The following is a 24,447-nucleotide window of genomic DNA, read 5'->3' as shown; positions in this document are numbered from 1 at the left end:
GTCCGGTGAGTTGTTGCACAACTTTGCCACAGGGGTACACATATCGCCACAATTATTCGAGAATCGGACTTAGTTGTTATACGAATTGGTCGGAGTCCCCCCATCCGACAGACTCACAAGGGAGTTGGCGTGACCGGGAGGATGACGATGAGCGCACTGGACACCGCGCTGCACGGACTGCGTGCGCTGATCGCCGACGGAGCGCTGCGCCCCGGAGACCGGCTGCCGAGCGAGGGAGAGCTGTGCGAGCGGCTCGGCGTCTCACGTGGATCGCTGCGCGAGGCGATCAGGATGCTGGCCGCGCTCGGCGTGCTCGAGACCCGGCACGGCTCAGGCAGCTACGTCGGCGAGCTGCGGGCGGCCGACCTGATCGGCAGCCTCTCGCTCACGGTGGGGCTGCTGCCGATGGCCGGTGTGCTCGAACTCACCGAGCTGCGCCGCGTGCTCGAACCGCACGCCGCAGCGCTCGCCGCAGCGCGCATCGACCTCGAGACGATCGAACAGCTCGACCGCGTGCTCGGCGAGATCGAGGCGAGCGATGACTTCGAACTGCACTCGCGGCTCGACCACGAGTTCCACATGACGATCTCGAGAGTCGCCGGCAACGACGCGCTCACGAGCCTGATCGACGTGCTGCGATCGCGGTCGCGGGCCTACCGGATCCCGGATGCCGGTGATGCGGCCGAGCTCAAGCTGCACTCCGACGCCGGGCACCGCGCCATCCTGCGCGGCCTCGCCGCCGCCGACCCGGTCGCCGCGAGTGCCGCCGCGTCATCGCACGTGGCGTACACCGAATACTGGGTGCGTCGCTACACCGACGACGAGGCGTGATCCCGGCATCCCGCGTCCCGCGTCCCGCTGACCCGCTGATGCTGACCGGCCCCTTTGTGTGCGAACCGGCCCCTTGCGTGCGTGCGTAAGGGGCCGGTTCGCACACAGAGGGGTGGCTCGGCGGCTTGAGGAGTCCGGTCAGCCGAGCGTGATGCCTCAGCTCGGCGCGACCCAGGACGCCGTGTAGCGCCAGAACAGACGACGGCGCATGCGGATGCCGGGAAGCGTGTCGTTCGCGATCGCACGGATCTCGTCGAACGTCTGGGTCGCCTCGGCAGTCGGGGCCTGCATGTGTGCTGGCGGTCCACTCGCGCGCGCCGGATGGCGGATCAGGCCGATGATCGGATTCAGCAGAACGGATGTCCAGGAGCGCAGCGCGTCCTTCGACGTCTCTCTTGCCACGCCGATGATCACGACGCGCCCGCCCGGTCGCAGCGCCGCGCGAGCATCCCGCAATGCGCTGCGCAGGGGCATGTGATGCAGCGAGGCCACGAACACGACCAGGTCGTACGCAGCAGGTGGCTCGGCTCCGAAGCGCCGCGCCTCGACCCGGATTGCTGATCCGTCGAAGCGTCGAGCAGCAGCCGCGGCTGTTTCGGCATCGGGCTCGATGCCGATCACGATCGAGAACACCTCAGACAAGCGGCCGAGCATGTTTCCGGTACCGCAGCCCACGTCGACAGCCGTGTCGCCGCCGCGGCGACGCACTGCTCTTCCCTGTCGCATCACGAAGCTCGCGAAGGCATCGTTGTGCGACCACGGGTGAGCGGCGTTCACCCGCCCGAGGGCCGTCAGGAAACCCATCTGCGCTGCGCGGGAACGTGGGTCAGCCGAGCGTGATGTCGACCTGGATCTCGGCGGCGAGGCGCTCGAGGTCGGTGCGCAGCGTCTCCAGATCGACGGATGCCGGCACGCGCGCCACGACGGATGCCTCGAACAGGCGGCCTCCGGCCATCGCGGCATCCCGCGTCTCGGTCGCGAGCTCCTCGATGCTCAGCGCGTGCGCGTTGAGCACGTTCGAGACCTCGCGGACGATGCCAGGACGGTCGTTGCCGAGCACCTGGATCTCGAGCAGCTGGTCCTCGTCGGCCTCGGCATCGGGCGTGCCGGTCAGCACGGCGAGCGTCAGGAGCCCCTGACCCTGCAGCCCGCGCAGTGCGCTCTCGAGCGCTGGCGCCTGGTCGGTCGGCACCGAGACCTCGATCACGCCCGCGAAGGTTCCGGCGAGCTCGGCGAGTGAGCTGTTCTCCCAGTTGCCGCCGTGTGCATCGACGACATCGGCGACCGCGGCGACGAGTCCTGGTCGGTCTGCTCCGGCAACGGTGAGGATCAGAGTAGTCATGCGGCCAGCGTAGCCGGATGGCTTCCCCGGGTGCTGCGCAGTGTGCTGGGTCGCTGAGCTTGTCGAAGCGTCGGGCCCTTCGACAGGCTCAGGGACCCAGGGGTGTTGGCTCAGGGACCCAAGGTGCAGGCTCAGGGACCCAAGGTGCAGGCTCAGGGACCCAAGGTGTGGGCTCAGGGACCAAGGGTGGTCAGTCGGCCCAGACCCCGGACTCGAGGAAACCGTCGAGACGCGCGCGATGCGGGGCGAGGTCCCAGCCCTGCGCTGCGACCCACTCGTCGGAGTAGTACGTGCCGGCGTAGCGGATGCCGCTGTCGCAGATCAGGGTCACCACGCTGCCGGTCTCGCCGATCGCCCGCATGCGGGCGATCAGCTGGAAGGCGCCGTACAGGTTCGTGCCGGTCGAGCCGCCGGCCAGGTGCAGGGTGCGCTCGCGCAGCATCCGGATCGCTGCGATCGACCCGGCATCCGGCACTCGGATCATCTCGTCGATCACGGTCGGCACGAACGAGGCCTCGACGCGGGGGCGACCGATGCCCTCGATGCGGCTGGGGCGCCCTGCCGGCGGGTCGACCGTGCCGGCCCAGCCGTCGTAGAACGCCGAGCCCTCTGGGTCGACGACCGCGATCCGCGTCTCGTGTCGGCGGTACTTCACGTAGCGGCCGAAGGTCGCGCTGGTGCCGCCGGTGCCTGCGCCGACGACGATCCAGCGCGGGATCGGATGCCGCTCCTGCGACAGCTGGCTGAACACGCTCTCGGCGATGTTGTTGTTGCCGCGCCAGTCCGTCGCGCGCTCGGCGAACGTGAACTGGTCGAGATAGTGCCCGTGGCAGTCGGATGCCAGGCGCTGCGCCTCCGGCGACATATCCTCCGCGCGGTCGACGAAGTGGCAGCGACCACCGTAGAACTCGATGAGGTCGATCTTCTCCTGGCTCGTCGAGCGCGGCACGACCGTCACGAACGGCAGTCCCAGCATCCGCGCGAAATACGCCTCGGACACGGCGGTCGACCCGCTCGAGGACTCGACCAGCGTCGAGTCCTCGTGGATGCGGCCGTTGACCAGCCCGTAGAGCAGCAGCGACCGCGCGAGCCGGTGCTTGAGGGAGCCGGTCGGATGCACCGACTCGTCCTTCAGATACAGGTCGATGCCCCATTCGGGCGGCAGCGGGAACAGGTGCAGGTGCGTGTCGGCGCTGCGGTTGGCGTCGGCTTCCAGCAGGGCGATCGCGGTGCTGGTCCAAGAGGTCACCGATCGAGCGTAACGCGTCGCCTCACTTCGCGGTGTAGCCGCCCTCGCCGGTCTCACCGTCGTAGGTGAAGACCTTGTCCTCGAGCGTGATGGAGATGTCGTCGCCGAGCGGCTCCTGGGCGAGCAGCTTCTCCTCGAGCATCGCCATCCGTTCGTCGTACTCCTGCGCCTGCTGCTCGTCGACGCCCCAGATGGTCGCGACCTTCATGTCGGTCAGGAAGTACAGGAACGCCGAGACCGCGGTGCGGTTGAAGTCGGTATCGGGGATGCTCTGCCAGAGCGCGCCCGAATCGCGGAGCCGCTTGTACTCGTCGATCTTCGCCTCGAGCCGCGCCGCGATCCCAGAAGTGTCGGCCTCCGGGGCGGGGTCGGCCGGCGCATCGGTCGGGGCATCGGGATCCTCGGCGACCGCGGTCGGCGGGAGCGGGATGGAGGGGCTGCGGTCGACTCCGAGGAGGCTGCCGATCGCGACGGCGACGCCGACGACGGCGAGCACGACGACGCCACCGACCACCGCGAGGACGATCCCGAGACGGTTCGACGAGGACCGGGACGCTGGATACGGCGGTGCGGGGTACTGCGGTGCGGGGGACACGGCGGGGTGGGTGGGCGCGGGGGACGACGGCGGAGCTGAATGGGCGCCGACGGCATACGGCGGCAGCGGAGCAGTCGGCTGGAACGGGGGCGGCGGGACCGGATGCTGCGGCGGCGCCGATCCGCTCAGCGGAGGTGCCAGCGGCGCGAGCGGAGGCGCGGCAGGAACCGCCGGCTGCCCCGCGTCGAACGGCGCCGGAGGGCCGACCCGGTCCGGGTCGGAGTCGGTGCCGCGCTCATCGCCCATCGTTCGCCCCCGGTTCGCTTCGGCGGTCCTCGCCCTCAGCTCACCGTACCGGCGCGGGATGCTCCGCCGTCGCCGTCGATGTGCAGCAGCGAGGCCTGCGACTGCTCCTGCTGCAGCTGGAACTCGAAGCGGGAGCGATCGCCGCGGTGATACGCGACGAAGTACTCGATCGGCGCGCCGCCCTCGCCGCGACTCACGCTGCGCAGCCGCAGCAGCGCGGAACCGGCGCTGACGCCGAGGTGCAGTGCCTGCTCGTGCGTGGCGACGGTGGCCTCGGCCGAGCGGACGCCGCTCGTCGCGATGACGCCGTTCTCGGCCAGCAGCCGGTAGAGCGAGCGTTCGGCGAGGTCGACGTCGAGCGTGATCGCGCCGACGTGTTCCGGCATCCAGGTCGTGGAGAGCGACCAGGGCTCGCCGTCGACGTGACGGAGGCGTTCGAGCACGACTACGGGAGCGCCGACCGGCACGTCGAGCGCGAGTGCGATCTCCTCATCGGCAGCGGTGCGCTCGTGCCGCAGCACGTCGCTGTGCACGTGGCCGCCGCGTCGCTCGACGTCGTCGTACAGGCCGACCAGGGTGTGCACGAGGCTCTCACTGGTCCTCGGACGCGACACGAATGTGCCCTTGCCCTTGACCCGTTCGACGAGTCCCTCGTGCTCGAGCTGCGCGAGTGCCTGCCGCACGACCGTGCGGGAGATGCCGTAGCGCTCGCAGAGGCGATGCTCGCCGGGCAGCGGGTCGCCCGGCTGCAGCCCGTCGCGGGCGATGCCGTCGATGATCAGCTGGCGCAGCTGGTCGTACATGGGCGCCGCGGAATGGCGGTCGATCGCGTCGTCGGTGATGGTCATGTCAGTATGCGACCCCCGCGTGCAGGATGACGTTCGCATAGGGCGTGAACTCGCCGGAGCGGACGAACGCACGAGCGCCGTGCGTGAGCGACTTGAACTCGACGTGCGGGATCAACGTGATCTCGAAGTCCATGTCGGCGAAGCGCTCGCGCAGCGCGGCGAGCACCTCGGGGCTCTTCTCGGCGACCTCTTCCGACACCGTCGCTCCCTCGATCACGAGCTCGGCGAGCACGGTGTCGAGCACGTCGAGGAAGGCGGGGGCACCGGGGCGGTATGCCAGGTCGATCCGCTCCGACCCAGGCGGAATCGGCAGCCCGGCATCCGTCACGACCAGCATGTCGGTGTGCCCGGTCTCGCTGATGACGCGGGACAGTGCGGGGTTGATCGTGGTGGCGGTCTTGCGCATCAGATGCTCCGGTTCTCAGTTCGCGGCGTGCGCGGATTCGCGGTCCGCGAGGAAGGCGTCGACCGCTGCCCGCAGCGGCAGGCTGGGCGAGGCGCCCTGCTTGGTGACGGTGAGCGCGCCGGCCGCCGTCGCCAGGCGCACGGCCTCGGTGAGGGTGCCGCCGTTCGCGAGCGCTGCGCCGAGGTAGCCGGCATAGGCGTCGCCGGCGGCGGTGGTGTCGACGGGGTCGACCGGGAACGGCGGAACCACGGTCGCCCCCTCAGCGGTCACGACGCACGAGCCTTGACCGGCCAGCGTGATCACGGCTGCGCCGACGCCCTGATCGAGGAACCAGCGTCCTGCGAGTTCGGCCGAGTCGGCATCCGTCACCTCGATGCCGCTGATGAGCGAGGCCTCGGTCTCGTTCGGGGTCACGATGTCGATGCTCCGCCAGACCTCGGCGGGCAGCGTCGCAGCAGGGGCGGGATCGAGGATCACGGTCATGCCGTGCTCGCGGCCCCTGGCCGTGATGTGCGCGGTGAGGGCGGACGGCGTCTCGAGCTGCGTGAGCAGGACCGACGTGGTCGGCGCGAGAGCGGCGAGTGCGGCGTCGATCTGCTCGGTGCTGAGGGCCGCGTTCGCGAGCGGCACCATGACGATGTCGTTCTGCGCCGAGGCGTCGACACGGATGTGCGCGATGCCGGTCGGGCCGGGCACGGTGCGCAGATGCGTCAGGTCGACGCCCGCCTCACTGAGCCCGGCGACCACGAGGTCGTGGAACAGGTCGTCGCCGACGCAGCCGACGAAGCTCGTGCGGGCCCCGGAGCGACCGGCGGCGACCGCCTGGTTGGCGCCCTTGCCGCCGAGCATCAGGGTGAACTGATCGCCGAGGATGGTCTCGCCGCGGGCTGGCAGGCGCTGCGAGAAGGTGGTCACATCAGCGGTCACGCTGCCGACGATGACGACGCCCGAACGGTCGCCTGGATGTGCGGGGGCCATGTCGCTCCTGATCTTCTTCGACAGCATGCTGGGCAGCCTCGACGTCTTTGACATCGCGGGTCGCCTGTCATTACATTAGCCGAAGCCGAACCTGTAACGACAGGTTCCCTTGAGGAGATCCGATGACTGCGATCGCACCCCGTCTCTACGTCGACAGCGCCGACACCGACCGGGTCTCCCGACTCCTCACCGCAGGCGTCGTGCACGGGGTGACGACCAACCCGACGATCCTCGAACGGGGCGGCCGCACCGCAGCGGAGATCCCCGACCTCTACGCCCGCTGGACGTCGGAGGGCGCTCGCGAGATCTTCTTCCAGACCTGGGGCGGCGACGCCGCGTCGTTCCTGCGCAACGCCGAGGGAATCCGTGCGCTCGGCGACCGCGTCGCGGTGAAGGTGCCGGCGACGGCCGACGGGTTCGCCGCTGCATCCGCCCTCGTCCGCGACGGCGCGACCGTGCTCGTGACGGCCGTGTACTCGGTGGCCCAGGCGCTCGCGTGCGCCAGCATCGGTGCGCACTACATCGCGCCGTACCTCGGACGGATGCGGGATGCGGGGATCGACGGCGACGCCGTGATCGCTCGGATGCAGGAGGTGTGCGCGGGCAGCGGCTCGAACGTGCTCGCGGCATCGCTGCGTTCAGCGGATGACATCACCGGCCTGCGACTGGCGGGCGTGCCGTACTTCACGGCGGCACCCGACGTCATCGAGCAGGTGCTGTTCCACGCGGTCAGCGACAGTTCGGCGGCGGAGTTCGACGCGGCGATGGTGCGGCTCGGGGCCTGAGGGTCGGGCTGTTCGACAGGCTCAGGGTCCAGGCTCGCCCAGGCTCAGGGCCCAGGATTCAGGCGGATGCCGCCTGGCGCAGCCAACGCTCGACGCCGGCGATGTGCGCCGTCGCGAGGGACGTGGCGAGCGAGGGGTCGTGCTGCGCGATCGCGTCGGCGATGGCGCGATGCTCCGAGAGCGTGCGCTCGACTGCACCGCCCTCAGTGAGGCCGCGCCACACACGAGCGCGCACGGTCTGGCTGCTGAGGTGTTCGATCAGGCTCGCGAGGTAGGCGTTGCCCGCCATCCGGACGATCTCCCGGTGGAAGCGGATGTCGTGCTCGACGAGCTCCTCGATGCTCACCGTGGCATCGATCGCCTCGACCTCGGCGATCAGCTCGGCGATCTCCTCGTCGGTGCCGAGGGTCGCGGCGAGCCCGGTGGCCTGCGACTCCAGCATCCGTCGCACCGCGAAGATCTCGAGCATCGAACCGTCGTCGTGCATGTCGACGACGAACGAGATCGCCTCGAGCAGCAGGTGCGGCTCCAGGCTCGTCACGTAGGTGCCGTCACCGCGGCGCACGTCGAGCACCCGGATCACCTCGAGCGCCTTCACGGCTTCACGCATCGAGTTGCGGGAGAGGCCGAGGCGGTCCGACAGCTCCTTCTCCGGAGGAAGTCGATCGCCGGGGGCGAGTTCACCCGACACGATCATGGCCTTGATCTTCTCGATCGCCTCGTCCGTGACTGCCATATCGACATACTACCTATTGGTCGGATGTCTGAGGCAGGATGGTCGCATGCGCGTCATCGATTCACATCTGCACCTCTGGGACGAGGACGTCCTCACGTACACGTGGCTGGAAGGGCCCTACGCCCACCGATTCGCTCAGGCCGAGCTCGACCACGATCGATTGACCGGCGTGAACGAGGAGACGGCGATCTTCGTGCAGGCCGAGACCGTCGCCGAGCAGTTCCTCGACGAGGTGCGCTGGGTCGAGCACCACGCCGAGGCTCTCGGTGTGGTCGGTATCGTCGCCGGAGCTCGGCTCGACCGCGGCATCGACACCGTCACGCATCTCGGGGAGCTCTCGGCGCACCCGCTCGTCCGCGGCGTGCGGCACATGCTGCAGAACGACGACGACGGACTCGCGATGTCGATGGCGTTCGTGACCGGCGCCCGCGAGCTCGCCGGGCGCGGCTGGACCTTCGATGCCTGCATCCGTGCATCGCAGGTGCCGGACATCGCTCGGCTCGCCGGCGCGATCCCCGAGCTGCAGATCGTGGTCGATCACCTCGGCAAGCCGTCGGTGGGCACGGCGGATGCTCCGACGCTGCCGTCTCCTGAATGGGTGCGCGACCTCGACGAGTTGGCGCGGCATCCGAACACCTTCTGCAAGCTGTCCGGGCTCCCCGCCGAGGCCGGCGGCACCTGGAGCGCAGCGCAGCTCGAGCCCTTCCTGGACGCCGCGGCCGACGCGTTCGGCGATCAGCGGCTGATGTGGGGGAGCGACTGGCCGGTCTCGGCGATCGGTCCGGCCGAAGCGGGCGACCACGATGCGCCCGAAGACGGATCGGCGACCTACCAGCCGACGGCCCGCACGCGCTGGCTCGAGGTCGTGGTCGCCTGGGCGAACGCGCGCGGCCATGACGTCGATGCGATCCTGTGGGGCACTGCGGAGCGGTTCTACGGCACGGGTGCTGCGCCCGAAGCGCCGGAGCGGGAGCGCCGCGGCATCCGGGGCTGGCTCCGCGGGGATCGCTGACGCGGGAGCCCCCCGTTGCGTCCGTTCCGGTCGCAGTTCGTGCCGTCCCGGCGTGCGGGAGGCGGCAGCAACTGCGACCGGAAGCCGGCCGAGAAGGCTCAGGCGTCGCGGAGGCGCAGCTGCGCCATGCCCCCGTCGACCTCGATGAATGTGCCGGTCGTCGAGCCGGCGGCTGGGCTGACGAGGTAGGCGACCGCGGCCGCGACCTCTTCAGGACGCACCAGGCGGCCGTGCGGCTGTCGGGCTTCCAGCGCAGCACGCTCGGCGGCTGGATCGGATGCTGCGCCGAGCAGCCGTCCGACCCAGGGGGTGTCGGCGGTGCCGGGGTTGACGGCATTCACGCGGATGGCCTCGCGCAGGTGATCCGCTGCCATCGCCCGGGTGAGACCGGTGACAGCTCCCTTCGACGCGCTGTACAGCGCGCGCTGCGGCAGGCCGGTCGTCGATGCGATGGACGCCGTGTTGCAGACCGCGGCTGCCGGCGACTTCCGCAGCCAGGGCAGCGCGGCGCCGGTGACGCGGGCGATGCCGGTGACGTTGACCGAGAGCACGCGTGCCCACTCGTCGTCGTCGTTCGCGGTGATGTCGCCGGTCGCGCCGATACCGGCGTTGTTGACGACGATGTCGATGCGTCCGAACTGCTCCGCGACCGCCGCGACGGCCGCATCGACGCTCGCACGGTCGGAGATATCGGCCGTGAACGCGGCGAAGCCCTCGCCGGCGTTGGTGATGTCGCGGTCGAGCACCGCCACCTGTGCGCCGTCGTCGAGCAGGCGCTGCGCGATCGCGGCGCCGATGCCGGATGCGCCGCCGGTGACGATCGCGACGAGTCCGTCGAGCTGGCCGGTCACTGCTTCGCCTCCCATGCGACGAACTCCTGGCGCTGGCGGCCGAGTCCGTCGATCTCGACCTCGACCACGTCGCCGGCGGCGAGGTAGGGGAAGTTGCCCGAGAGGGCGACGCCCTGCGGGGTGCCGGTGAGGATCAGATCGCCGGGCTCGAGGGTCACGTACTGCGAGAGGTGGTGCACGATGTGCTCGACCGTGAAGATCATGTCGCTCGTGTTCGAGTCCTGGCGCGGTTCGCCGTTCACGAAGCTGCGGAGACCGAGTGCCTGGTGGTCGACCTCATCGGGGGTGACCAGCCACGGACCGGTCGGGTTGAAGCCGGGGGCGATCTTGCCCTTCGACCACTGACCGCCCGAGACCTCGATCTGGAAGGCGCGCTCGGAGACGTCGTTCGCGGCGACGAAGCCTGCGACGTGCGCGAGCGACTCCTCGGGGGAGTCCAGGTACGAGGTGCGAGCGCCGATGACGATGCCGAGCTCGACCTCCCAGTCGGTCTTCTCGCTGCCGCGCGGGATTGTCACGGTGTCGTACGGGCCGACGACCGTGTTCGGCGTCTTCAGGAAGATGATCGGGATGGTCGGCGGCTGGGAGCCGGACTCGGCGGCGTGTGCCGCGTAGTTCATGCCGATGCAGATCACGGCGCTGGGTCGGGCGATCGGTGCGCCGACCCGGAGCGATGCGGCATCCGCGAGCTCCGGAAGGTCGCCGGCCTCGTGCGCCGCAGCGACGGCGGCACGGAAGTCGCCCGCGAGGAAGTCGCCGTTCACATCGGATGTCACGGGCCGAAGGTCGAAGAAACGGTCACCCTCAACGAGGACGGGGATCTCGGCCCCAGGGTCGCCTAGCCGCGCGAACTTCATGATTCTCCTGTTTCGTCGGTCGGCCGCCCCATAGCGACCTGCGTCGTTGACAGTATAGACATCGGATGTTTACACTCCAAGAGGTCTGCGTGAGTTGTTCGCGCATGAGAGGAACCCCGTGAGCCGTATCGTCGCACTCGACACCACCGACATCCGCTTCCCCACGTCGCTCAGTCTCGACGGCTCGGATGCGATGAACCCCGACCCCGACTACTCGGCCGCCTACGTCATCGTGCGCACCGACGCCGGTGATGACATCTCGGGGCACGCCTTCGTCTTCACGATCGGCCGCGGCAACGACGTGCAGGTCGCAGCGATCGACGCCCTTGCCGGACACCTGGTCGGGCGGGAGATCGAGCCGCTGCTCGATGACATGGGCGGCACGTTCCGCGACATCATCGGCGACTCGCAGCTGCGCTGGCTCGGCCCGGAGAAGGGCGTCATGCACATGGCGATCGGCGCGGTCATCAACGCGCTGTGGGACATCAAGGCGAAGCGCGCAGGGCTGCCGCTGTGGCAGCTGCTCGCCCGGATGACGCCTGCGGAGATCGTCGACCTCGTCGACTTCCGCTACCTGACGAACGCCCTCACGCCGGAGGACGCGCTCGAGATCCTGCGCGCGGCGGAGCCCGGTCGCATCGAGCGCGAGCGCGAGCTGCTCGCCACCGGCTACCCGGGGTACACGACGAGCCCCGGCTGGCTCGGCTACTCCGATGAGAAGCTCGAGCGTCTCGCCCGCGAGGCCATGGCCGACGGCTTCACGCAGATCAAGCTCAAGGTCGGCGCCGATCTCGACGATGACATCCGCCGCTTCCGCAAGGCCCGCGAGGTGTGCGGCCCCGACTTCCCGATCGCGATCGACGCGAACCAGCGCTGGGAGGTGTCGGAGGCGATCGAGTGGGTCAACGCGCTCGCCGAGTTCAACCCGGCGTGGGTCGAGGAGCCGACGAGCCCCGACGACGTGCTCGGCCACGCCGAGATCGCCCGCGGCATCGCGCCGATCCGGGTCGCCACCGGCGAGCACGCGCAGAACCGCGTCATCTTCAAGCAGCTGCTGCAGGCCGAGGCCATCTCGGTCATGCAGATCGACGCCGTGCGCGTCGCCGGCGTCAACGAGAACATCGCCAACCTGCTGCTCGCCGCGAAGTTCGGCGTGCCGGTCTGCCCGCACGCCGGCGGCGTCGGCCTGTGCGAGGCCGTGCAGCACCTGTCGATGTTCGACTTCGTCGCCGTCACCGGCACTCGCGAGGGTCGCCTGATCGAGTTCGTCGATCACCTGCACGAACACTTCATCGTGCCGACCGACATCCAGGGCGGGTCGTACATGGCGCCGACGGAACCCGGCACGAGCATGGAGATGAAAGCCGACAGCATCGCGAAGTACACCTGGACGGGCGCACATGTCGTCTCCTGAGGCGTTCCCCCTCGGCATCCCCTCGCTCGGCTACGGTGCAGCGAACGTCGGGAACCTGTTCCGGGCGCTGAGCGACGACGAGGCGTGGGCCGTGCTGGATGCCGCCTGGGACAGCGGCATCCGATACTTCGACACGGCACCCCACTACGGACTCGGCCTGTCGGAGCGACGCCTCGGCGCCTTCCTGCAGACCAAGCCGCGCGACGAGTTCGTGCTGTCGACCAAGGCCGGGCGCCTGCTGCGCCCGAACCCCGGGTTCGCCGGCGGCCTGGACACCGCCAACGAGTTCCATGTGCCCGACGACCTGCAGCGCGTGTGGGACTTCTCGTCCGACGGCATCCGCGCCAGTCTCGAGGAGTCGCGCGAGCGCCTCGGCATCGAGCGCATCGACCTGCTCTACCTGCACGACCCGGAGCGGCACGACCTCGATCTCGCACTCGCCGAGGCGTTCCCCGCGATGGAGCAGCTGCGGGCCGACGGCGAGGTCGCCGCGATCGGGATCGGGTCGATGGTGGCGGATGCACTCGCCACCGCCGTGCGATCGGCCGACCTCGACCTCATCATGGTCGCCGGTCGCTACACGCTGCTCGAGCAGCCTGCCGCTGTCGACGTGCTGCCGGCCTGTCGTGAGACCGGGACCGGGATCGTGGCGGCATCCGTCTTCAACTCCGGGCTCCTCGCCTCGAATGAGCCGCGCCGCGACGGCCGCTACGAATACGGGCAGCTGCCGGACGAGCTGTGGGACCGGCTGGTGCGGATCGCCGCGGTCTGCGCCGACCACGGCGTGCCCCTGCCTGCGGCCGCGATCCAGTTCCCGCTGCAGGCCGCCGCGGTGCAGTCGGTCGTCGTGGGCGGCAGCCGCCCTGCGCAGCTGCAGCAGAACGCCGAGTACGCCGCGCTCGAGATCCCCGCCGCCCTGTGGGAGCACCTCGCGGCCGAGCGGCTGATCCCGGCCGCTTGACCCCGCCGGCTGTCTGACCGAGAGGAGCACTCGTGCTCGAAGGAATCCACCCGCTGCTCACCGGCGAGCTGCTGCTGCATCTCGACCGGATGGGGCACTCCGATGCGGTCGTGATCGCCGACGCCCATTTCCCGGCCTGGGGGCTGGGCGAGCGGGTCGTCGATCTGCCGGGGACGACGACGCCCGAGGTCGTGGCGGCGATCCGCACCGTGCTGCCGCTCGACGATGCTCCGGGTCTCGACCTGATGCGCTCGGCCGACGGCGAACTGCTCGACGTGCAGCACGAGCTCATGGCCGCAGCAGGCACCGTGATCGACACGACCCGCTTCGTGGAGCGCTTCGCCTACTACGACCTGGCGAAGACCGCGTACCTGCTGGTGCGTACCGGCGAGACGCGGAAGTACGGCAACGCACTGCTGCGAAAGGGCGTCGTGGGGCACGCGTCTGCGTGAAGGCAGTGCTCTGCGTGAAGGCAGTGCTCAGCGCCCGACGGTCGATTCCCGCACGATGAGCTCGGCGGCGAACGGCGTCGTCGCCGGCGGGGGAGCGTCCGGCGCGGAGAGCTGCTGCAGCAGCACGGCGCCCGCCGCACGGCCGATCTCGTAGCCGGGCTGGCGGATGCTCGTCAGCGGCACGACGCTCTGATGCGCCTGGTCGACATCGTCGAAGCCGACCAGGGCGATGTCCTCCGGGATCCGGACGCCCTGCCGGAGGAGTCCGGTGAGCACCCCGAGGGCCACCATGTCGTTGGCGGCGAAGACGGCATCCGGTCGCGCTGACGCGGGCATCGCGAGGATCGCCTCGGCGGCACGGAGGCCCTCTTCGGTGACGAGCGCCGGGACGTCGTGCACGGTGACCTCGGCGTCGGTGCCGACGGCGGCATCCTGCAGGCCGGCCAGCCGGTCGTTGGACTGGCTGACGGTCGGACTGCCGAGGAACAGGATGCGGCGGCGTCCGATCGAGAGCAGGTGCTCGCCGGCGAGGCGTCCGCCACCGTGATCGTCGAACAGCACCGAGGCGACCTTGGCCGACGCCGGGATCGGACCGACGACCACCGATCGGATGCCGCGGTCGGCCAGCCGTTCGAGCTGCGGCACGACGTCGTCATGCGGGTAGATCACGATGCCCTGCACGCGGTGCGCCTCGAACATCTCGATGTTGCGGCGCTCCTGCTCGCTGTCGCGATTGCTGTTGCTGAAGAACAGCGACCAGCCGCCCTCGCGCGTGACATCCTCCACCCCTCGGGAGAGTTCGTTGAAGTACGGCAGCCAGGCGTCGAGGAGGATGAGTGCGAGGGCCTTGCTCGAGCCGGCGCGGAGCTGTCGAGCAGATTCGTTCGGCACGAAGCCGAGTTCCTCGATCGCGGCCCGAACGCGCTCTCGGCTGGCGGCGCCGAGCACGTGCGGGTGGTTCAGGTAGTTCGAGACCGTCGACGACGAGACGCGGGCGAGCGCTGCCACGTCCTTCACGCTGGCCGGCATCGGAACTCCTTCGTCTCGGTGGCCGCGCATGCGCGGATGAGCGGTCGGCACAACAGTATCCCGTGAACTTGGCACGTGCCAAGAAAGTTCTTGACAGCCTGTGACGCGCCGACGTAGCTTGTGACCTAGCGCAACTTGGCACGTGCCAAGTCGCCGAGGCGATGGTGCCCCACACCCGTCTCCGAGAGGTCTCATGAACATCGGATGCCACGGGCTCGTCTGGACCGGGAACTTCGATGCCGACGGCATCCGGCTCTCGGTGGAGAAGACGAAGGAGGCCGGCTTCGACCTCATCGAGTTCCCACTGATGGACCCGTTCTCCTTCGATGTCGCCGCCGCCAAGGCTGCCCTCGAGGAGCACGACCTCGCCGTGAGCGCATCGCTCGGCCTGTCGGAGGCGACGGATGTCACGAGCAGCGACCCGGAGATCGTCGCGGCAGGCGAAGCGCTGCTGCTCCGCGCGGTCGACGTGCTCGCCGAGCTGGGTGGCACGCACTTCTGCGGCGTGATCTACAGCGCCATGAAGAAGTACATGGAGCCGGTCACCCCCGAGGGGCTCGAGAGCAGCCGTCGGGCGATCGCGAAGGTCGCGGACCACGCGGCCGAGCGCGGCATCTCGGTCTCGCTCGAGGTCGTCAACCGCTACGAGACCAACGTGCTGAACACCGCACGCCAGGCCGTCGCCTACCTCGCCGAGATCGATCGCCCGAACCTCGGCATCCACCTCGACACGTACCACATGAACATCGAGGAGTCGGATATGTTCGCGCCGGTCCTCGATGCGGAGCCGAGCCTGCGGTACGTGCACATCGGCGAGAGCCACCGCGGCTACCTCGGCACCGGCACCGTCGACTTCGACACGTTCTTCAAGGCGCTCGGACGCATCGGCTACGACGGGCCGATCGTCTTCGAGTCGTTCTCGTCGGCGGTGGTGGCGCCGGACCTGAGCCGGATGCTGGGCATCTGGCGGAACCTCTGGACCGACAACGAGGAGCTCGGCGCGCATGCGAACGCCTTCATCCGCGACAAGCTCATCGCCGTCGAATCGATCCGGCTGCACTGAGCACTCTCGACAGCCCCGGACGAGCTGTGGCCAAGATGTTATTACAGGTCTTCCCATCCGGCTCGGCAGTAGATACATTTAGATACAACTTGCGCAGCATGGTGCGGAAGTGCAGAATTGATCCGATGTTTGCGGCGCGAACCGCAGGCGGAGGAAGTTCAGAACCTTCAAGGAAGCAGGTGAGCACATGAGTGATCCCATTCTCAAAGTCGATGGCATCAGCAAGGGATTCCCCGGTGTGCAGGCGCTCAAGGACGTGCACCTCGAGGTGCGCTCCGGCGAGGTGCTCGTGCTCGTCGGCGAGAACGGCGCAGGCAAGTCCACGCTCATGAAGATCCTCTCCGGGATCTACACCAAGGACGAGGGCACGATCACGTTCGAGGGCCAGGAGGTGGAGCTCACCAGCCCGCTGCAGGCGCAGGAGCTCGGCGTCACGATCATCCATCAGGAGCTCAACCTGATGCCCGATCTCACCGTGGCGCAGAACATCTACGTCGGCCGCGAGCCCACGACCGGGCCGTTCCTCTCGGAGCGCAAGCTGAACGTGCAGACCGCCGAGCTCCTCGGTCGCCTCGACATCCGCCTGAACCCGAAGCAGCTCGTCGGCGAGCTCACGGTGGCCGAGCAGCAGATGGTCGAGATCGCGAAGGCGCTGTCGTTCAACGCCAAGGTCCTGATCATGGATGAGCCGACCTCCGCGCTCACCGACTCCGAGGTCGAGACGCTGTTCGTGCTGATCGAGCAGCTCAAGGCTCGGGGCACCGGCATCGTCTACATCTCGCACCGCATGGACGAGCTCCGCCGCCTCGCTGATCGGGTCACCGTGCTCCGCGACGGCTCATACATCGGATCACTCGAGAAGTCCGAGGTCAGCATCCCGAAGATCATCGAGATGATGGTCGGCCGCGTGATCGACGAGGGGACCCGCCCGCAGGCGCGCGACCACGCCAACGATCCGGTCGTCCTCGACGTGCAGGGCCTGTCGACCAGAGAGCTCCTGAAGGACGTCTCGTTCCAGCTGCACCGCGGCGAGATCCTCGGCTTCGCCGGGCTCATGGGAGCCGGCCGCACCGAGACCGCCCGCGCGGTCATCGGCGCCGACCACCGCGACGGCGGCTCGATCTCGATCAGCGGCCAGCAGGTGCGGATCTCCCAGCCGGCGGATGCCGTGAAGCACGGCGTCGGCTACCTCTCCGAGGACCGCAAGCTGCTCGGTCTCATGCTCGAGCAGGACGTCACGTTCAACACCGTGCTCGCCTCGCTCGGGTCGTACGCCAGCGGCATCGGCTGGATGAGCGACAGCAAGGCGAAGAACCGCACCAAGGAGTACGTGCAGCAGCTGCGCGTGAAGACGCCGTCGGTGAACCAGGTCGTCAAGCTCCTCTCCGGAGGAAACCAGCAGAAGGTCGTCATCGCCCGGTGGCTGATGCGCGACTGCGACATCCTCATCTTCGACGAGCCGACCCGAGGGATCGACGTCGGCGCGAAGGAAGAGATCTACCGCCTGATGCAGCAGCTCGCTGACCAGGGCAAGTCCATCATCGTCATCTCATCGGAGCTCCCGGAGATCCTCCGCGTCGCGAACCGCATCGCGGTCTTCGCGAACGGTCGCATCACCGGAACGCTCCGCAACGAGGAAGCAAGCCAGGAGAAGATCATGCAACTCGCAGCACACGGGGAGGAAGACTGATGAGCAGCCCGCAGCAGCCCGGATCGTCGACGACGACGATCATCCAGACGGCAGTCGACGAGAACACCGACAAGCGTGACATCGGCGGCTTCCTGAAGCGTCAGCTCCAGCAGTCGCTCGCGTTCGGCACGCTGATCGTCCTGGTGATCTTCTTCTCGATCGCCAGCCCGAACTTCTTCACCTTCAGCAACATCGCCACCGTGCTCCTGTCGACCGCGGTCATCGGCATCCTCGCGCTCGGCACGACCTTCGTCATCATCACCGGCGGCATCGACCTCTCGATCGGCACCGGCATGGCGCTCTGCGCCGTGATGACGGGTGTGTTCGTGACGAACATGGGGCTCCCGGTCTGGGTCGGCGTCATCGGCGGCGTCCTCACGGGTGTCCTGATGGGACTCGTGAACGGCGTGAACATCACGTTCCTCCGGCTCCCGCCGTTCATCGCGACGCTCGCGATGATGATGATCGCCGGCGGCCTCGCCCTCGTCATCTCGAACGTCTCGCCGATCTACTTCTCCACCTCGGCGCCGGACTTCAAGAAGATCGCGCTCGGCGTGATCATCCCCGGCATCCCGAACGCCGTGCTGATCACCGCAGTGGCCGCGATCATCGCGTGGCTCGTGCTGTCGAAGACCCTCCTCGGCCGCTACACGTTCGCGATCGGCTCGAACGAAGAGGCCACCCGCCTCTCGGGCGTGAACACGCGCCGCTGGACGATCCTGATCTACATGTTCGCCGGTGCCTTCACCGGCATCGCCGGCATCGTGATCGCCGCTCGCCTCGACTCGGCCCAGCCGCAGATCGGCACCGGATACGAGCTGCAGGCGATCGCCGCAGTCATCATCGGCGGCACCTCGCTGCTCGGCGGACGAGGCTCCATCCTCGGCACCGTGATCGGCGCGCTGATCATGAGCGTGCTCGTCAACGGCCTGCGCATCATGTCGATCCAGTCCGAATGGCAGAACATCGTCGTCGGTGTCGTCGTGCTGCTGGCCGTGTTCCTCGACTCGCTGCGCAACCGCCAGCGGACCTGACGCTTTCCACCCGACCCAACTCAATACGCACCATCACCCCGTCGGCCCCGGCCGGCAATCACAGCACCACTCATTCACAGAGAACAATGGAGTTTCCATGAAATTCGGCAAGAAGACCGCATTCGCGGCACTCGTCGCAGCATCCGCGTTGGTGTTCGCCGGCTGTGCCGGCGGCGGAGACGTGATCGAAGAAGGCAGCGGCGGAGGCAGCGGCAGCGGCGATGGAGAGATGTACATCGCGCTCGTCTCGAAGGGCTTCCAGCACCAGTTCTGGCAGGCAGTCAAGAAGGGTGCCGAGGAGAAGGCGGAAGAGCTCGGCGTCCGGATCACGTTCGAAGGCCCCGCGGCCGAGACCGAGATCGCGCAGCAGCTCGAGATGCTGACCGCCGCGATCGACAAGAACCCGAACGCCATCGCCTACGCCGCCCTCGACCCCGAGGCGTGCGTCGCCCCGCTCGAGCAGGCCAAGGCGAAGGACATCCCGGTCGTCTACTTCGACGCTCCGTGCGACGGCGACGTCGGACTCAGCCTCTCGGCAACCGACAGCAAGGTCGCCGGTGCGCTCGCAGCCGAGCACATGGCCGACCTGATCGGCGGCGAGGGCGAGGTCGCGATCGTCGGCCACTCGCAGATCAACTCGACCGGTGTCGAGCGTCGTGACGGCTTCGTCGAGAAGATCGAGGCGGACTACCCCGACATCAAGATCGTCGACATCCAGTACGGCGACGGCGACCACCTGAAGTCGGCTGACATCGCCAAGACGCTGATCGCGGCTCACCCCGACCTCAAGGGCATCTACGGCACCAACGAGGGCTCCGCCATCGGCGTCGTCAACGCGGTGAACGAGCTCGGCCTGGAGAAGGGCAAGATCACGATCGTCGGCTTCGACTCCGGCGCAGCGCAGATCAACGCGATCAAGGACGGCACCATGGCCGGCGCCATCACGCAGGACCCGATCGGCATCGGCAAGCAGGTCGTCCAGGCGGCCTACGACGCAGCCAACGGCGACTCGGTCGAGGAGTTCTACGACACCGGTTCGTACTGGTATGACAAGACGAACCTCGAGGACCCGAAGATCGCCGCGGTGCTCTACGAGTGATCCGGATCCACTGAGATCGAAGAAGCCCCTCACCATCCGGTGGGGGGCTTCTTCGTGCGCATCGCGCGATCTGCTCGGCGCGGAGGTCGATACACGGATGCCGGGGAGAGGGGGGATCTTCCCGGCATCCGTGCCTTTCGCCCGGATTCCTACACGGAGGGGTGTGGGGACTCCGGGGGCATGGGTCGACGGCGGTGCCGCCGGACGGTCATATGCGCTGCAGGAACGTGAGCTGGGACGCCGGTTCGACGATCAGCTCCTGCAGCTCGGCGTTGAACGGTGCTCCCGCAGGGGAGGAGAGGTGGGCCTGGAAGGCCTCGTCATCGCGGTAGACCTCGTACACGAAGAATCGGTCGGGGTCGTCGGCGAGACGTGAGGCGTCGAACACGATGTTGCCGTCTTCGGACTGCACCTCCGTGGCGAAGTCCCGCAGGAGAGCGGCCACACGGTCACTCGTTCCCGGACGTGCCGTGAACGTGGCGTGCAGGATGGTCGGCTCAGACATGGGGCTCCTTCGGGGGCTCCTCTTCAGTATGGCGGGAGATCGGTCTGCATGGAGATTTGTGAACCGAGATTCGCTCGCGGCATCACTGCGAAAGCGTGAGGAGTCGCGAGGGATTCGCGACCAGCATCCGATCGACGGGTTCGTCGCCGACCAGCGCCCGCAGGCGCGGGACATATCTCGTGCCGAGGTACGCGAGGCCGGGCATCCCGCCGTAGGCGATGTAGCGCGTGCGTCTGGCGACGTCACCGCCGAGGACGACGCGTTCGCCGGCGCCGCGCGAGACGACCGCGGCGGCGAGGGAGAGCAGCTCGGCGTCGGAGCGGGTGCGAGGCCTGGCGAACCCGTCGTAGCCGAGGAAGGCGCCGCGCTCGGCGAGCGAGACGTGCAGGCCGGGGTCGGGGTCTCTGTCTGCGTGTGCCAGGAGGACGCGGTTCGACGGCACCCCTTCCGCCGCGAGCAGGTCGAGCACCTCGTGGGCGCCGGTGCAGAACTCCAGGTGCACCATGATCGCGGCGCCGGTGCGACGATGCGCTGCGGCGAGGGCGAGCAGGGTGGCTCGCTCGAAGTCGCTGATGCGCCAGTAGTCGATGCCGCCCTTGAGGATGCCGGCGCGCACCGGGGACCCATCGTGCGCCGCGACGGTCTGCTGCTCGGATGCCGGGTCGACCTCCGTGTCGTCGACGGGCATCCCGCGGGTGATGTCGTGCACGAAGCGCTCCGTGAGCTGCTCGACGCTCCACTCCCGGGTCGGATGCTCGGCGGCATAGTGCGCCTCACGGTGCCGACCGGTCGTGGCGACGATGCGCAGCCCGGTGGCGGCGCTGATGCGGGCGAGCGCCTCCGGATCGCGACCCAGTCCGATCGGCGTGGCGTCGATCATGGCTGCGAAGCCGCTCTCACGCAGCATCCGCGCCTCGCCGCCGGAGCGGGTCTCGTCGTCCAGCTCGTCGCCCGGCAGCAGCGGGCTGACCTGGAACAGGTGCTCGTGCGTGTTCGTGGTGCCGAGCTGCGCCGGTTCGATGTCGCCGAGGACGGTGCGGATCATCGTCGTGCGAAGTCCGCTGCCTCGGCGAGCTGCTCGACGATCTCGGGTGTGAGGTCGAGCTCGAAGACATCGGCGACCACCTGCGACCAGCCGTGGATGAAGTAGCGCCAGCCGTCGACCACGTGCAGCGATCGAGCGGCCTCCTGTGCTCTGGCCTGGTGCAGGAACTCGAGCGAGCCGCGGTAGTTGAACTCCCAGACGTACGCGTGCTCGGGGAGGATCACCTCGTCGGGCAGGGGGGAGCCCGGGCGGTCCTTGCCGAGTCCGGTGGCGTTGACGATCACGGAGCCTGGCGTGGCCGCCTCGACCAGGGCTGCGGCCTCGGCTGCGGTGTCGGTGCGCACGTATCGGATGAGATCGGATGCCGTGCCATGCTGCTCGTGCACGGCGCGCAGGTGCTCGAGAGCCTCGTCGCTGCGGGCCGTCACGGTCACGCGGGCCGGTGCATCGGCACGCTCTGCGAGCGCCCAGCTGAGTGCGGTGCCGGAGCCGCCGGCGCCGAGGATCACGACCTCTGCCCCTGTGCGGGCGAAGTGGTCGACCGGCAGGAAGTCGTTCAGGGCGAGGTCGACCGTGATCGGATCCTTCGCGCGTCCGATCAGGCGGTCACCGCGCTTCGAGATGCTCGAGATCTCGCTGCACGACACCGCGAACGGATCGAGCTCGTCGAACAGCTCGGATGCCGCGGCGTACACGTTCATCTTGTGCGTCGTGACGAGTGCGCCGCGGTGGTTCGGGTCGTCGCGGATCTGTTCGACCATCGCGACGTACTGCTCCGGGGTGGCGTCCATCGGCAGGTCGTGGCCGATCAGGTTGCGGGTCGGCAGGCCGAGCACGTCGGCCCACCGGGGGAACACCTGCATGATCGACGACGAGCCGGTGCTGACACCCACGAAGCCCATGTAGTCGACGGTCGCGGCGTCGACGGTGGCGTCTTCCGTGGTGATGGGGGACGAGGTCATCGGTGAGCTCCTAGCGGGCGGTGACGGGGTGGACGGGCTCTGCGCCCTTGAGGACGGCGATCACGTCGTCGAGCGACAGCGACCCCATGTTGTCGACGGCCTGGGTCGTCTGCGCGCCCAGGTGCGGGGTCACGGTGACGCGGTCGGCGAACTCGGCGGTGAGCAGCGGACTGTGCCTCGCCGCAGTGTCGCCGTGCAGGGTGTCGGCCGCGTAGCCGGCGAGCACGCCGTCGCGGAGCGCCTCGGCCACGGCGGTCTCGTCGATCAGGTCGCCGCGTGCGGTGTTCACGACGATGCTGCCCCGTCGCATCGAGGCGAGCCGCGCCGCGTCGACGAGCAGCTGACCGCCCGGCGCGTGCAGCGAGATCAGGTCGGCCCGGCGGAACAGGTCGTCGATCTCGACCGGCTCCGCGCCGTTCGCGCGCACGGCATCGGCGGACAGGAACGGGTCGGCGGCGAGCACGCCGCATCCGAAGCCGGTCAGCCGCTTCGCGACGCCCTGACCGATGCGACCGAAGCCGACGATGCCGACCGTCGCGGCTCCGAGCTCGCGGCCGCGGCGAACGCCCCAGTCGCCGGAGCGCACGCGGCGGTCGCCGTCCGGCACGAAGCGGAGGGCGGCGAGCATCAGGCCGATCGCATGGTCGGCGACGGCATCGGCATTCGCGCCGGGTGTGTTGGTGACCGGGATGCCGCGGCGGCGGGCCGCGTCGAGATCGACGGATTCGGTGCCGACGCCGTAGCGGGCGATCACGCGCAGGCGCGGTGCTGCGGCGAGATGCTCGTCGGTGATGGGGCCGGTGCCGGCGATCCAGGCATCCGCCCCGTGCAGCAGCGAGCGGAGCTCCTCGAGCTCGTGATGCGCCGGTCCGCGGAGGATGCGGTGCCCGGCCCGGCTCGCGCGCTGCACGAGATCGAGGTCGCCGTCCGAGAACGAGCGGCTCGTGACCAGGATGACGCCCATCAGCGCGGTGCTCCGGCGAACCACGGCGCGAGCGCGGTGTACGCGTCGTCGAAGCGTGCGTGCCGCTGCGCGTAGACGGCGTGCCGAGCGGCATCCGGCGTGAACTCCGCAGTGACCTCGCTCAGTGCGCGCGCCGCCGAGAACTCGGCGAGCCCGAGGCCCACTGCGCCGGTGACCGCAGCGCCGAGGCTGTTCGCCTCTTCGACGATCGTGCGGCGACGCACCGGCACGCCCCAGACGTCGGCGAGCACCGCGAGGTACGCGTCGCTCTGGGCGCCGCCGCCGACCGCGTCGATCCGGTCGATCGTCGCCCCGGAGGCGCGGAACGCCTGGATGCAGGTGAGCAGGTTGAACGCGGTGCCCTCGAGCACGGCGCGCACCAGGTGGGCCCTGGTGTGGTGGCGGCCGATGCCGACGAAGGCGCCGCGGGCGTCCGGGTCCCAGTGCGGGGAGCGCTCCCCGAGCAGATACGGCAGGAAGTAGAGGTCCTCGGTGTCGAGGTCGCCGGCCGCCTCGGCCGTGAGCCGGCCGGTCTCGGGATGCGCCGGATCGGGCGAGAGCGCCTCGGCGATCCACTGCACCGACGCGCCGCCGGCCTGCATCGTCGCGGTCGGCACGAACGAGCCGGGCACGACGTTGTCGAAGGTGAAGGTGCGCATCGCCGGGTCGTGCAGCGGAGCATCCGCCGCGAACGAGATCCACGACGAGGTGCCGAGGCAGACATACGCGCCGTCCTCCGGGGCCACCACGCCGGAGCCGACAGCTGCGAGCGGACCGTCGCCGCCGCCCATCACCACGCGCACACCCGTGTGCAGGCCGAGCGCGGCCGCCGCGGCATCCGTCAGGTGTCCTGCGATCGACGTGGACTCCAGGATCTCGGGGAACAGCGCGAGGTCGAGGCGAGCAGCCTGCAGCACCTCGTCCGACCAGGTGCCGGCGGCCTGGTCGTAGGCGTTCGTGCCCGAGGCGTCGGAGCGGTCGGTCGCGAGGCGGCCGGTGAGCCGCAGCACGATGAAGTCCTTCGCGACGCACACGCGGCGGACGCGCGCCCAGACGTCGGGCTCGTTGTCGCGCACCCACATGATCTTCTCGACCGAGTACGTGGGATTCAGGCGGTGGCCCAGGATGGCGTAGGCGTGCTCAGCGCCGAGTGCGGCCTCGAGCTCGCGCTGCTGCGCCCCGGAACGGGTGTCGGCCCAGATGATCGCCGGCCGTGCGGGGGCGCCGTCGGCGTCGAGCAGCACAGCGCCCATCATCTGGCCGCCGACCACGACCCCGGCGACGTCGGCCCGAGCGGTCTCGGTCTTCGCGAGCAGGGCCCGCGTCGCCTCGACCACGGCATCCCACCAGTCGTCCGGATTCTGCTCGGCGATGCCGCCGGCCGCGAAGTGCGCCGGGTACGGCACGGTCACGGACGAGACCAGGCGCCCGTCCGGGTGATGCAGTGAGGCCTTGTTGCCGGTGGTGCCGAGGTCGTGCGCGATGATCATGAG

The 24,447-nt window shown here is 69.1% G+C and carries 26 protein-coding genes; 10 read left to right on the top strand and 16 right to left on the bottom strand.

Features of this window, described 5'->3' with window-relative positions:
• Positions 1-147 precede the first annotated feature (147 nt).
• On the top strand, positions 148-831 hold the full coding sequence (locus V7Z82_RS14875) for a FadR/GntR family transcriptional regulator (RefSeq protein ID WP_334152344.1): 684 nt from the start codon (positions 148-150) through the stop codon (positions 829-831).
• A gap of 156 nt (positions 832-987) precedes the next feature.
• Here V7Z82_RS14875 and V7Z82_RS14870 read toward each other — a convergent pair whose 3' ends face one another.
• The 7 genes from V7Z82_RS14870 to V7Z82_RS14840 all read right to left on the bottom strand — a co-directional run bounded on the left by V7Z82_RS14870 (position 988) and on the right by V7Z82_RS14840 (position 6,495).
• On the bottom strand, positions 988-1,635 hold the full coding sequence (locus tag V7Z82_RS14870; RefSeq protein ID WP_334152342.1) for a class I SAM-dependent methyltransferase: 648 nt from the start codon (positions 1,633-1,635) through the stop codon (positions 988-990).
• A 22-nt stretch (positions 1,636-1,657) separates the two neighbouring features.
• The gene (locus V7Z82_RS14865; protein WP_334152341.1) at positions 1,658-2,173 is read right to left on the bottom strand and encodes a glycine cleavage system protein R; all 516 of its coding nucleotides are present in this window, start codon (positions 2,171-2,173) and stop codon (positions 1,658-1,660) included.
• A 190-nt stretch (positions 2,174-2,363) separates the two neighbouring features.
• The gene (locus tag V7Z82_RS14860; RefSeq protein ID WP_334152340.1) at positions 2,364-3,422 is read right to left on the bottom strand and encodes a PLP-dependent cysteine synthase family protein; all 1,059 of its coding nucleotides are present in this window, start codon (positions 3,420-3,422) and stop codon (positions 2,364-2,366) included.
• Positions 3,423-3,444: 22 nt separating this feature from the next.
• Entirely contained in the window at positions 3,445-4,263 is an 819-nt protein-coding gene (locus V7Z82_RS14855) for a hypothetical protein (protein ID WP_334152339.1), read from the bottom strand.
• Positions 4,264-4,298: 35 nt separating this feature from the next.
• Complete coding sequence (locus V7Z82_RS14850) at positions 4,299-5,111, bottom strand: GntR family transcriptional regulator (RefSeq protein WP_334152338.1); 813 nt, start codon at positions 5,109-5,111, stop codon at positions 4,299-4,301.
• Between the two features lies 1 nt (position 5,112).
• Positions 5,113-5,517 carry a D-ribose pyranase gene (gene rbsD / locus V7Z82_RS14845; protein WP_334152337.1) on the bottom strand — a complete coding sequence of 135 codons (405 nt, stop codon included), beginning with the start codon at positions 5,515-5,517 and terminating at the stop codon, positions 5,113-5,115.
• Between the two features lie 15 nt (positions 5,518-5,532).
• Positions 5,533-6,495, bottom strand: coding sequence for a ribokinase (locus V7Z82_RS14840; RefSeq protein WP_334152335.1), 963 nt, complete (start codon positions 6,493-6,495; stop codon positions 5,533-5,535).
• Between the two features lie 122 nt (positions 6,496-6,617).
• Between V7Z82_RS14840 and V7Z82_RS14835 the strand changes: the two genes are divergently transcribed.
• Complete coding sequence (locus V7Z82_RS14835) at positions 6,618-7,280, top strand: transaldolase family protein (RefSeq protein WP_334152334.1); 663 nt, start codon at positions 6,618-6,620, stop codon at positions 7,278-7,280.
• 58 nt (positions 7,281-7,338) lie between these two features.
• On the opposite strand, the gene V7Z82_RS14830 is transcribed toward V7Z82_RS14835, so the two are convergent.
• On the bottom strand, positions 7,339-8,016 hold the full coding sequence (locus tag V7Z82_RS14830; protein WP_334152333.1) for a FadR/GntR family transcriptional regulator: 678 nt from the start codon (positions 8,014-8,016) through the stop codon (positions 7,339-7,341).
• A gap of 46 nt (positions 8,017-8,062) precedes the next feature.
• Here V7Z82_RS14830 and V7Z82_RS14825 point away from each other — a divergent pair, with 46 nt between their 5' ends.
• On the top strand, positions 8,063-9,028 hold the full coding sequence (locus tag V7Z82_RS14825) for an amidohydrolase family protein (RefSeq protein WP_334152331.1): 966 nt from the start codon (positions 8,063-8,065) through the stop codon (positions 9,026-9,028).
• A gap of 98 nt (positions 9,029-9,126) precedes the next feature.
• Here the strand turns inward: V7Z82_RS14825 and V7Z82_RS14820 are convergent, their stop codons facing one another.
• Entirely contained in the window at positions 9,127-9,894 is a 768-nt protein-coding gene (locus V7Z82_RS14820; protein WP_334152330.1) for an SDR family NAD(P)-dependent oxidoreductase, read from the bottom strand.
• On the bottom strand, positions 9,876-10,736 hold the full coding sequence (locus V7Z82_RS14815) for a fumarylacetoacetate hydrolase family protein (RefSeq protein WP_334152329.1): 861 nt from the start codon (positions 10,734-10,736) through the stop codon (positions 9,876-9,878). The genes V7Z82_RS14820 and V7Z82_RS14815 overlap by 19 nt, the downstream gene beginning before the upstream one ends.
• A 118-nt stretch (positions 10,737-10,854) precedes the next feature.
• Between V7Z82_RS14815 and V7Z82_RS14810 the strand changes: the two genes are divergently transcribed.
• Genes V7Z82_RS14810 through V7Z82_RS14800 form a run of 3 tightly spaced genes read left to right on the top strand, consistent with a single transcriptional unit; the run spans position 10,855 to position 13,563 of the window.
• Positions 10,855-12,150, top strand: a complete 1,296-nt coding sequence (locus V7Z82_RS14810; protein ID WP_334152328.1) for an L-fuconate dehydratase — start codon at positions 10,855-10,857, stop codon at positions 12,148-12,150.
• Positions 12,137-13,111 carry an aldo/keto reductase gene (locus tag V7Z82_RS14805; RefSeq protein ID WP_334152327.1) on the top strand — a complete coding sequence of 325 codons (975 nt, stop codon included), beginning with the start codon at positions 12,137-12,139 and terminating at the stop codon, positions 13,109-13,111. The genes V7Z82_RS14810 and V7Z82_RS14805 overlap by 14 nt, the downstream gene beginning before the upstream one ends.
• Positions 13,112-13,143: 32 nt before the next feature.
• The gene (locus V7Z82_RS14800; RefSeq protein ID WP_334152325.1) at positions 13,144-13,563 is read left to right on the top strand and encodes an RbsD/FucU family protein; all 420 of its coding nucleotides are present in this window, start codon (positions 13,144-13,146) and stop codon (positions 13,561-13,563) included.
• Positions 13,564-13,590: 27 nt separating this feature from the next.
• Here V7Z82_RS14800 and V7Z82_RS14795 read toward each other — a convergent pair whose 3' ends face one another.
• On the bottom strand, positions 13,591-14,592 hold the full coding sequence (locus tag V7Z82_RS14795) for a LacI family DNA-binding transcriptional regulator (protein ID WP_334152323.1): 1,002 nt from the start codon (positions 14,590-14,592) through the stop codon (positions 13,591-13,593).
• Positions 14,593-14,785: 193 nt separating this feature from the next.
• Here V7Z82_RS14795 and V7Z82_RS14790 point away from each other — a divergent pair, with 193 nt between their 5' ends.
• The 4 genes from V7Z82_RS14790 (at position 14,786) to V7Z82_RS14775 (ending at position 19,478) form a co-directional block, all read left to right on the top strand.
• Entirely contained in the window at positions 14,786-15,655 is an 870-nt protein-coding gene (locus V7Z82_RS14790; protein ID WP_334152321.1) for a sugar phosphate isomerase/epimerase family protein, read from the top strand.
• Positions 15,656-15,842: 187 nt separating this feature from the next.
• Positions 15,843-17,345 (top strand): sugar ABC transporter ATP-binding protein, encoded by a 1,503-nt coding sequence (locus V7Z82_RS14785; RefSeq protein ID WP_334152320.1) that lies wholly within the window; start codon positions 15,843-15,845, stop codon positions 17,343-17,345.
• Positions 17,345-18,379, top strand: coding sequence for an ABC transporter permease (locus tag V7Z82_RS14780; protein ID WP_334152319.1), 1,035 nt, complete (start codon positions 17,345-17,347; stop codon positions 18,377-18,379). The genes V7Z82_RS14785 and V7Z82_RS14780 overlap by 1 nt, the downstream gene beginning before the upstream one ends.
• A 97-nt stretch (positions 18,380-18,476) precedes the next feature.
• Positions 18,477-19,478: an ABC transporter substrate-binding protein gene (locus V7Z82_RS14775; RefSeq protein ID WP_334152317.1), complete on the top strand. Its 1,002-nt coding sequence runs from the start codon at positions 18,477-18,479 to the stop codon at positions 19,476-19,478.
• A gap of 208 nt (positions 19,479-19,686) precedes the next feature.
• On the opposite strand, the gene V7Z82_RS14770 is transcribed toward V7Z82_RS14775, so the two are convergent.
• The 5 genes from V7Z82_RS14770 to xylB all read right to left on the bottom strand — a co-directional run bounded on the left by V7Z82_RS14770 (position 19,687) and on the right by xylB (position 24,444).
• Positions 19,687-19,983 carry a putative quinol monooxygenase gene (locus V7Z82_RS14770; RefSeq protein WP_334152316.1) on the bottom strand — a complete coding sequence of 99 codons (297 nt, stop codon included), beginning with the start codon at positions 19,981-19,983 and terminating at the stop codon, positions 19,687-19,689.
• Positions 19,984-20,065: 82 nt separating this feature from the next.
• Positions 20,066-21,028 carry a phosphotriesterase family protein gene (locus V7Z82_RS14765; RefSeq protein WP_334152315.1) on the bottom strand — a complete coding sequence of 321 codons (963 nt, stop codon included), beginning with the start codon at positions 21,026-21,028 and terminating at the stop codon, positions 20,066-20,068.
• Positions 21,025-21,990 (bottom strand): shikimate dehydrogenase family protein, encoded by a 966-nt coding sequence (locus V7Z82_RS14760; protein ID WP_334152314.1) that lies wholly within the window; start codon positions 21,988-21,990, stop codon positions 21,025-21,027. The genes V7Z82_RS14765 and V7Z82_RS14760 overlap by 4 nt, the downstream gene beginning before the upstream one ends.
• 10 nt (positions 21,991-22,000) lie before the next feature.
• A complete protein-coding gene (locus V7Z82_RS14755) occupies positions 22,001-22,954 on the bottom strand; it encodes a phosphoglycerate dehydrogenase (RefSeq protein WP_334152313.1) in 954 nt (317 codons plus the stop codon).
• Positions 22,954-24,444 (bottom strand): xylulokinase, encoded by a 1,491-nt coding sequence (gene xylB / locus V7Z82_RS14750; protein ID WP_334152312.1) that lies wholly within the window; start codon positions 24,442-24,444, stop codon positions 22,954-22,956. The genes V7Z82_RS14755 and xylB overlap by 1 nt, the downstream gene beginning before the upstream one ends.
• Between the last annotated feature and the right edge of the window lie 3 nt (positions 24,445-24,447).

The sequence above is a fragment of the Microbacterium sp. genome, assembly GCF_036823965.1.
In the GTDB taxonomy this organism is placed as follows: Bacteria; Actinomycetota; Actinomycetes; order Actinomycetales; family Microbacteriaceae; genus Microbacterium.
Note: the sequence above shows the minus strand (reverse complement) of the source record. Positions and strands in the feature narration are given on the sequence as shown.

What these genes read in the sequence shown, in the direction of transcription:
- V7Z82_RS14840 (WP_334152335.1), bottom strand. Translation starts at nt 6,495, where the DNA reads ATGGCCCCCGCACATCCAGGCGACCGTTCGGGCGTCGTCATCGTCGGC.
- V7Z82_RS14850 (WP_334152338.1), bottom strand. Translation starts at nt 5,111, where the DNA reads ATGACCATCACCGACGACGCGATCGACCGCCATTCCGCGGCGCCCATG.
- V7Z82_RS14820 (WP_334152330.1), bottom strand. Translation starts at nt 9,894, where the DNA reads ATGGGAGGCGAAGCAGTGACCGGCCAGCTCGACGGACTCGTCGCGATC.
- V7Z82_RS14825 (WP_334152331.1), top strand. Translation starts at nt 8,063, where the DNA reads ATGCGCGTCATCGATTCACATCTGCACCTCTGGGACGAGGACGTCCTC.
- V7Z82_RS14870 (WP_334152342.1), bottom strand. Translation starts at nt 1,635, where the DNA reads ATGGGTTTCCTGACGGCCCTCGGGCGGGTGAACGCCGCTCACCCGTGG.
- V7Z82_RS14785 (WP_334152320.1), top strand. Translation starts at nt 15,843, where the DNA reads ATGAGTGATCCCATTCTCAAAGTCGATGGCATCAGCAAGGGATTCCCC.
- rbsD (WP_334152337.1), bottom strand. Translation starts at nt 5,517, where the DNA reads ATGCGCAAGACCGCCACCACGATCAACCCCGCACTGTCCCGCGTCATC.
- xylB (WP_334152312.1), bottom strand. Translation starts at nt 24,444, where the DNA reads ATGATCATCGCGCACGACCTCGGCACCACCGGCAACAAGGCCTCACTG.
- V7Z82_RS14790 (WP_334152321.1), top strand. Translation starts at nt 14,786, where the DNA reads ATGAACATCGGATGCCACGGGCTCGTCTGGACCGGGAACTTCGATGCC.
- V7Z82_RS14830 (WP_334152333.1), bottom strand. Translation starts at nt 8,016, where the DNA reads ATGGCAGTCACGGACGAGGCGATCGAGAAGATCAAGGCCATGATCGTG.
- V7Z82_RS14855 (WP_334152339.1), bottom strand. Translation starts at nt 4,263, where the DNA reads ATGGGCGATGAGCGCGGCACCGACTCCGACCCGGACCGGGTCGGCCCT.
- V7Z82_RS14770 (WP_334152316.1), bottom strand. Translation starts at nt 19,983, where the DNA reads ATGTCTGAGCCGACCATCCTGCACGCCACGTTCACGGCACGTCCGGGA.
- V7Z82_RS14835 (WP_334152334.1), top strand. Translation starts at nt 6,618, where the DNA reads ATGACTGCGATCGCACCCCGTCTCTACGTCGACAGCGCCGACACCGAC.
- V7Z82_RS14765 (WP_334152315.1), bottom strand. Translation starts at nt 21,028, where the DNA reads ATGATCCGCACCGTCCTCGGCGACATCGAACCGGCGCAGCTCGGCACC.
- V7Z82_RS14815 (WP_334152329.1), bottom strand. Translation starts at nt 10,736, where the DNA reads ATGAAGTTCGCGCGGCTAGGCGACCCTGGGGCCGAGATCCCCGTCCTC.
- V7Z82_RS14775 (WP_334152317.1), top strand. Translation starts at nt 18,477, where the DNA reads ATGAAATTCGGCAAGAAGACCGCATTCGCGGCACTCGTCGCAGCATCC.
- V7Z82_RS14760 (WP_334152314.1), bottom strand. Translation starts at nt 21,990, where the DNA reads ATGACCTCGTCCCCCATCACCACGGAAGACGCCACCGTCGACGCCGCG.
- V7Z82_RS14755 (WP_334152313.1), bottom strand. Translation starts at nt 22,954, where the DNA reads ATGGGCGTCATCCTGGTCACGAGCCGCTCGTTCTCGGACGGCGACCTC.
- V7Z82_RS14805 (WP_334152327.1), top strand. Translation starts at nt 12,137, where the DNA reads ATGTCGTCTCCTGAGGCGTTCCCCCTCGGCATCCCCTCGCTCGGCTAC.
- V7Z82_RS14875 (WP_334152344.1), top strand. Translation starts at nt 148, where the DNA reads ATGAGCGCACTGGACACCGCGCTGCACGGACTGCGTGCGCTGATCGCC.
- V7Z82_RS14795 (WP_334152323.1), bottom strand. Translation starts at nt 14,592, where the DNA reads ATGCCGGCCAGCGTGAAGGACGTGGCAGCGCTCGCCCGCGTCTCGTCG.
- V7Z82_RS14865 (WP_334152341.1), bottom strand. Translation starts at nt 2,173, where the DNA reads ATGACTACTCTGATCCTCACCGTTGCCGGAGCAGACCGACCAGGACTC.
- V7Z82_RS14780 (WP_334152319.1), top strand. Translation starts at nt 17,345, where the DNA reads ATGAGCAGCCCGCAGCAGCCCGGATCGTCGACGACGACGATCATCCAG.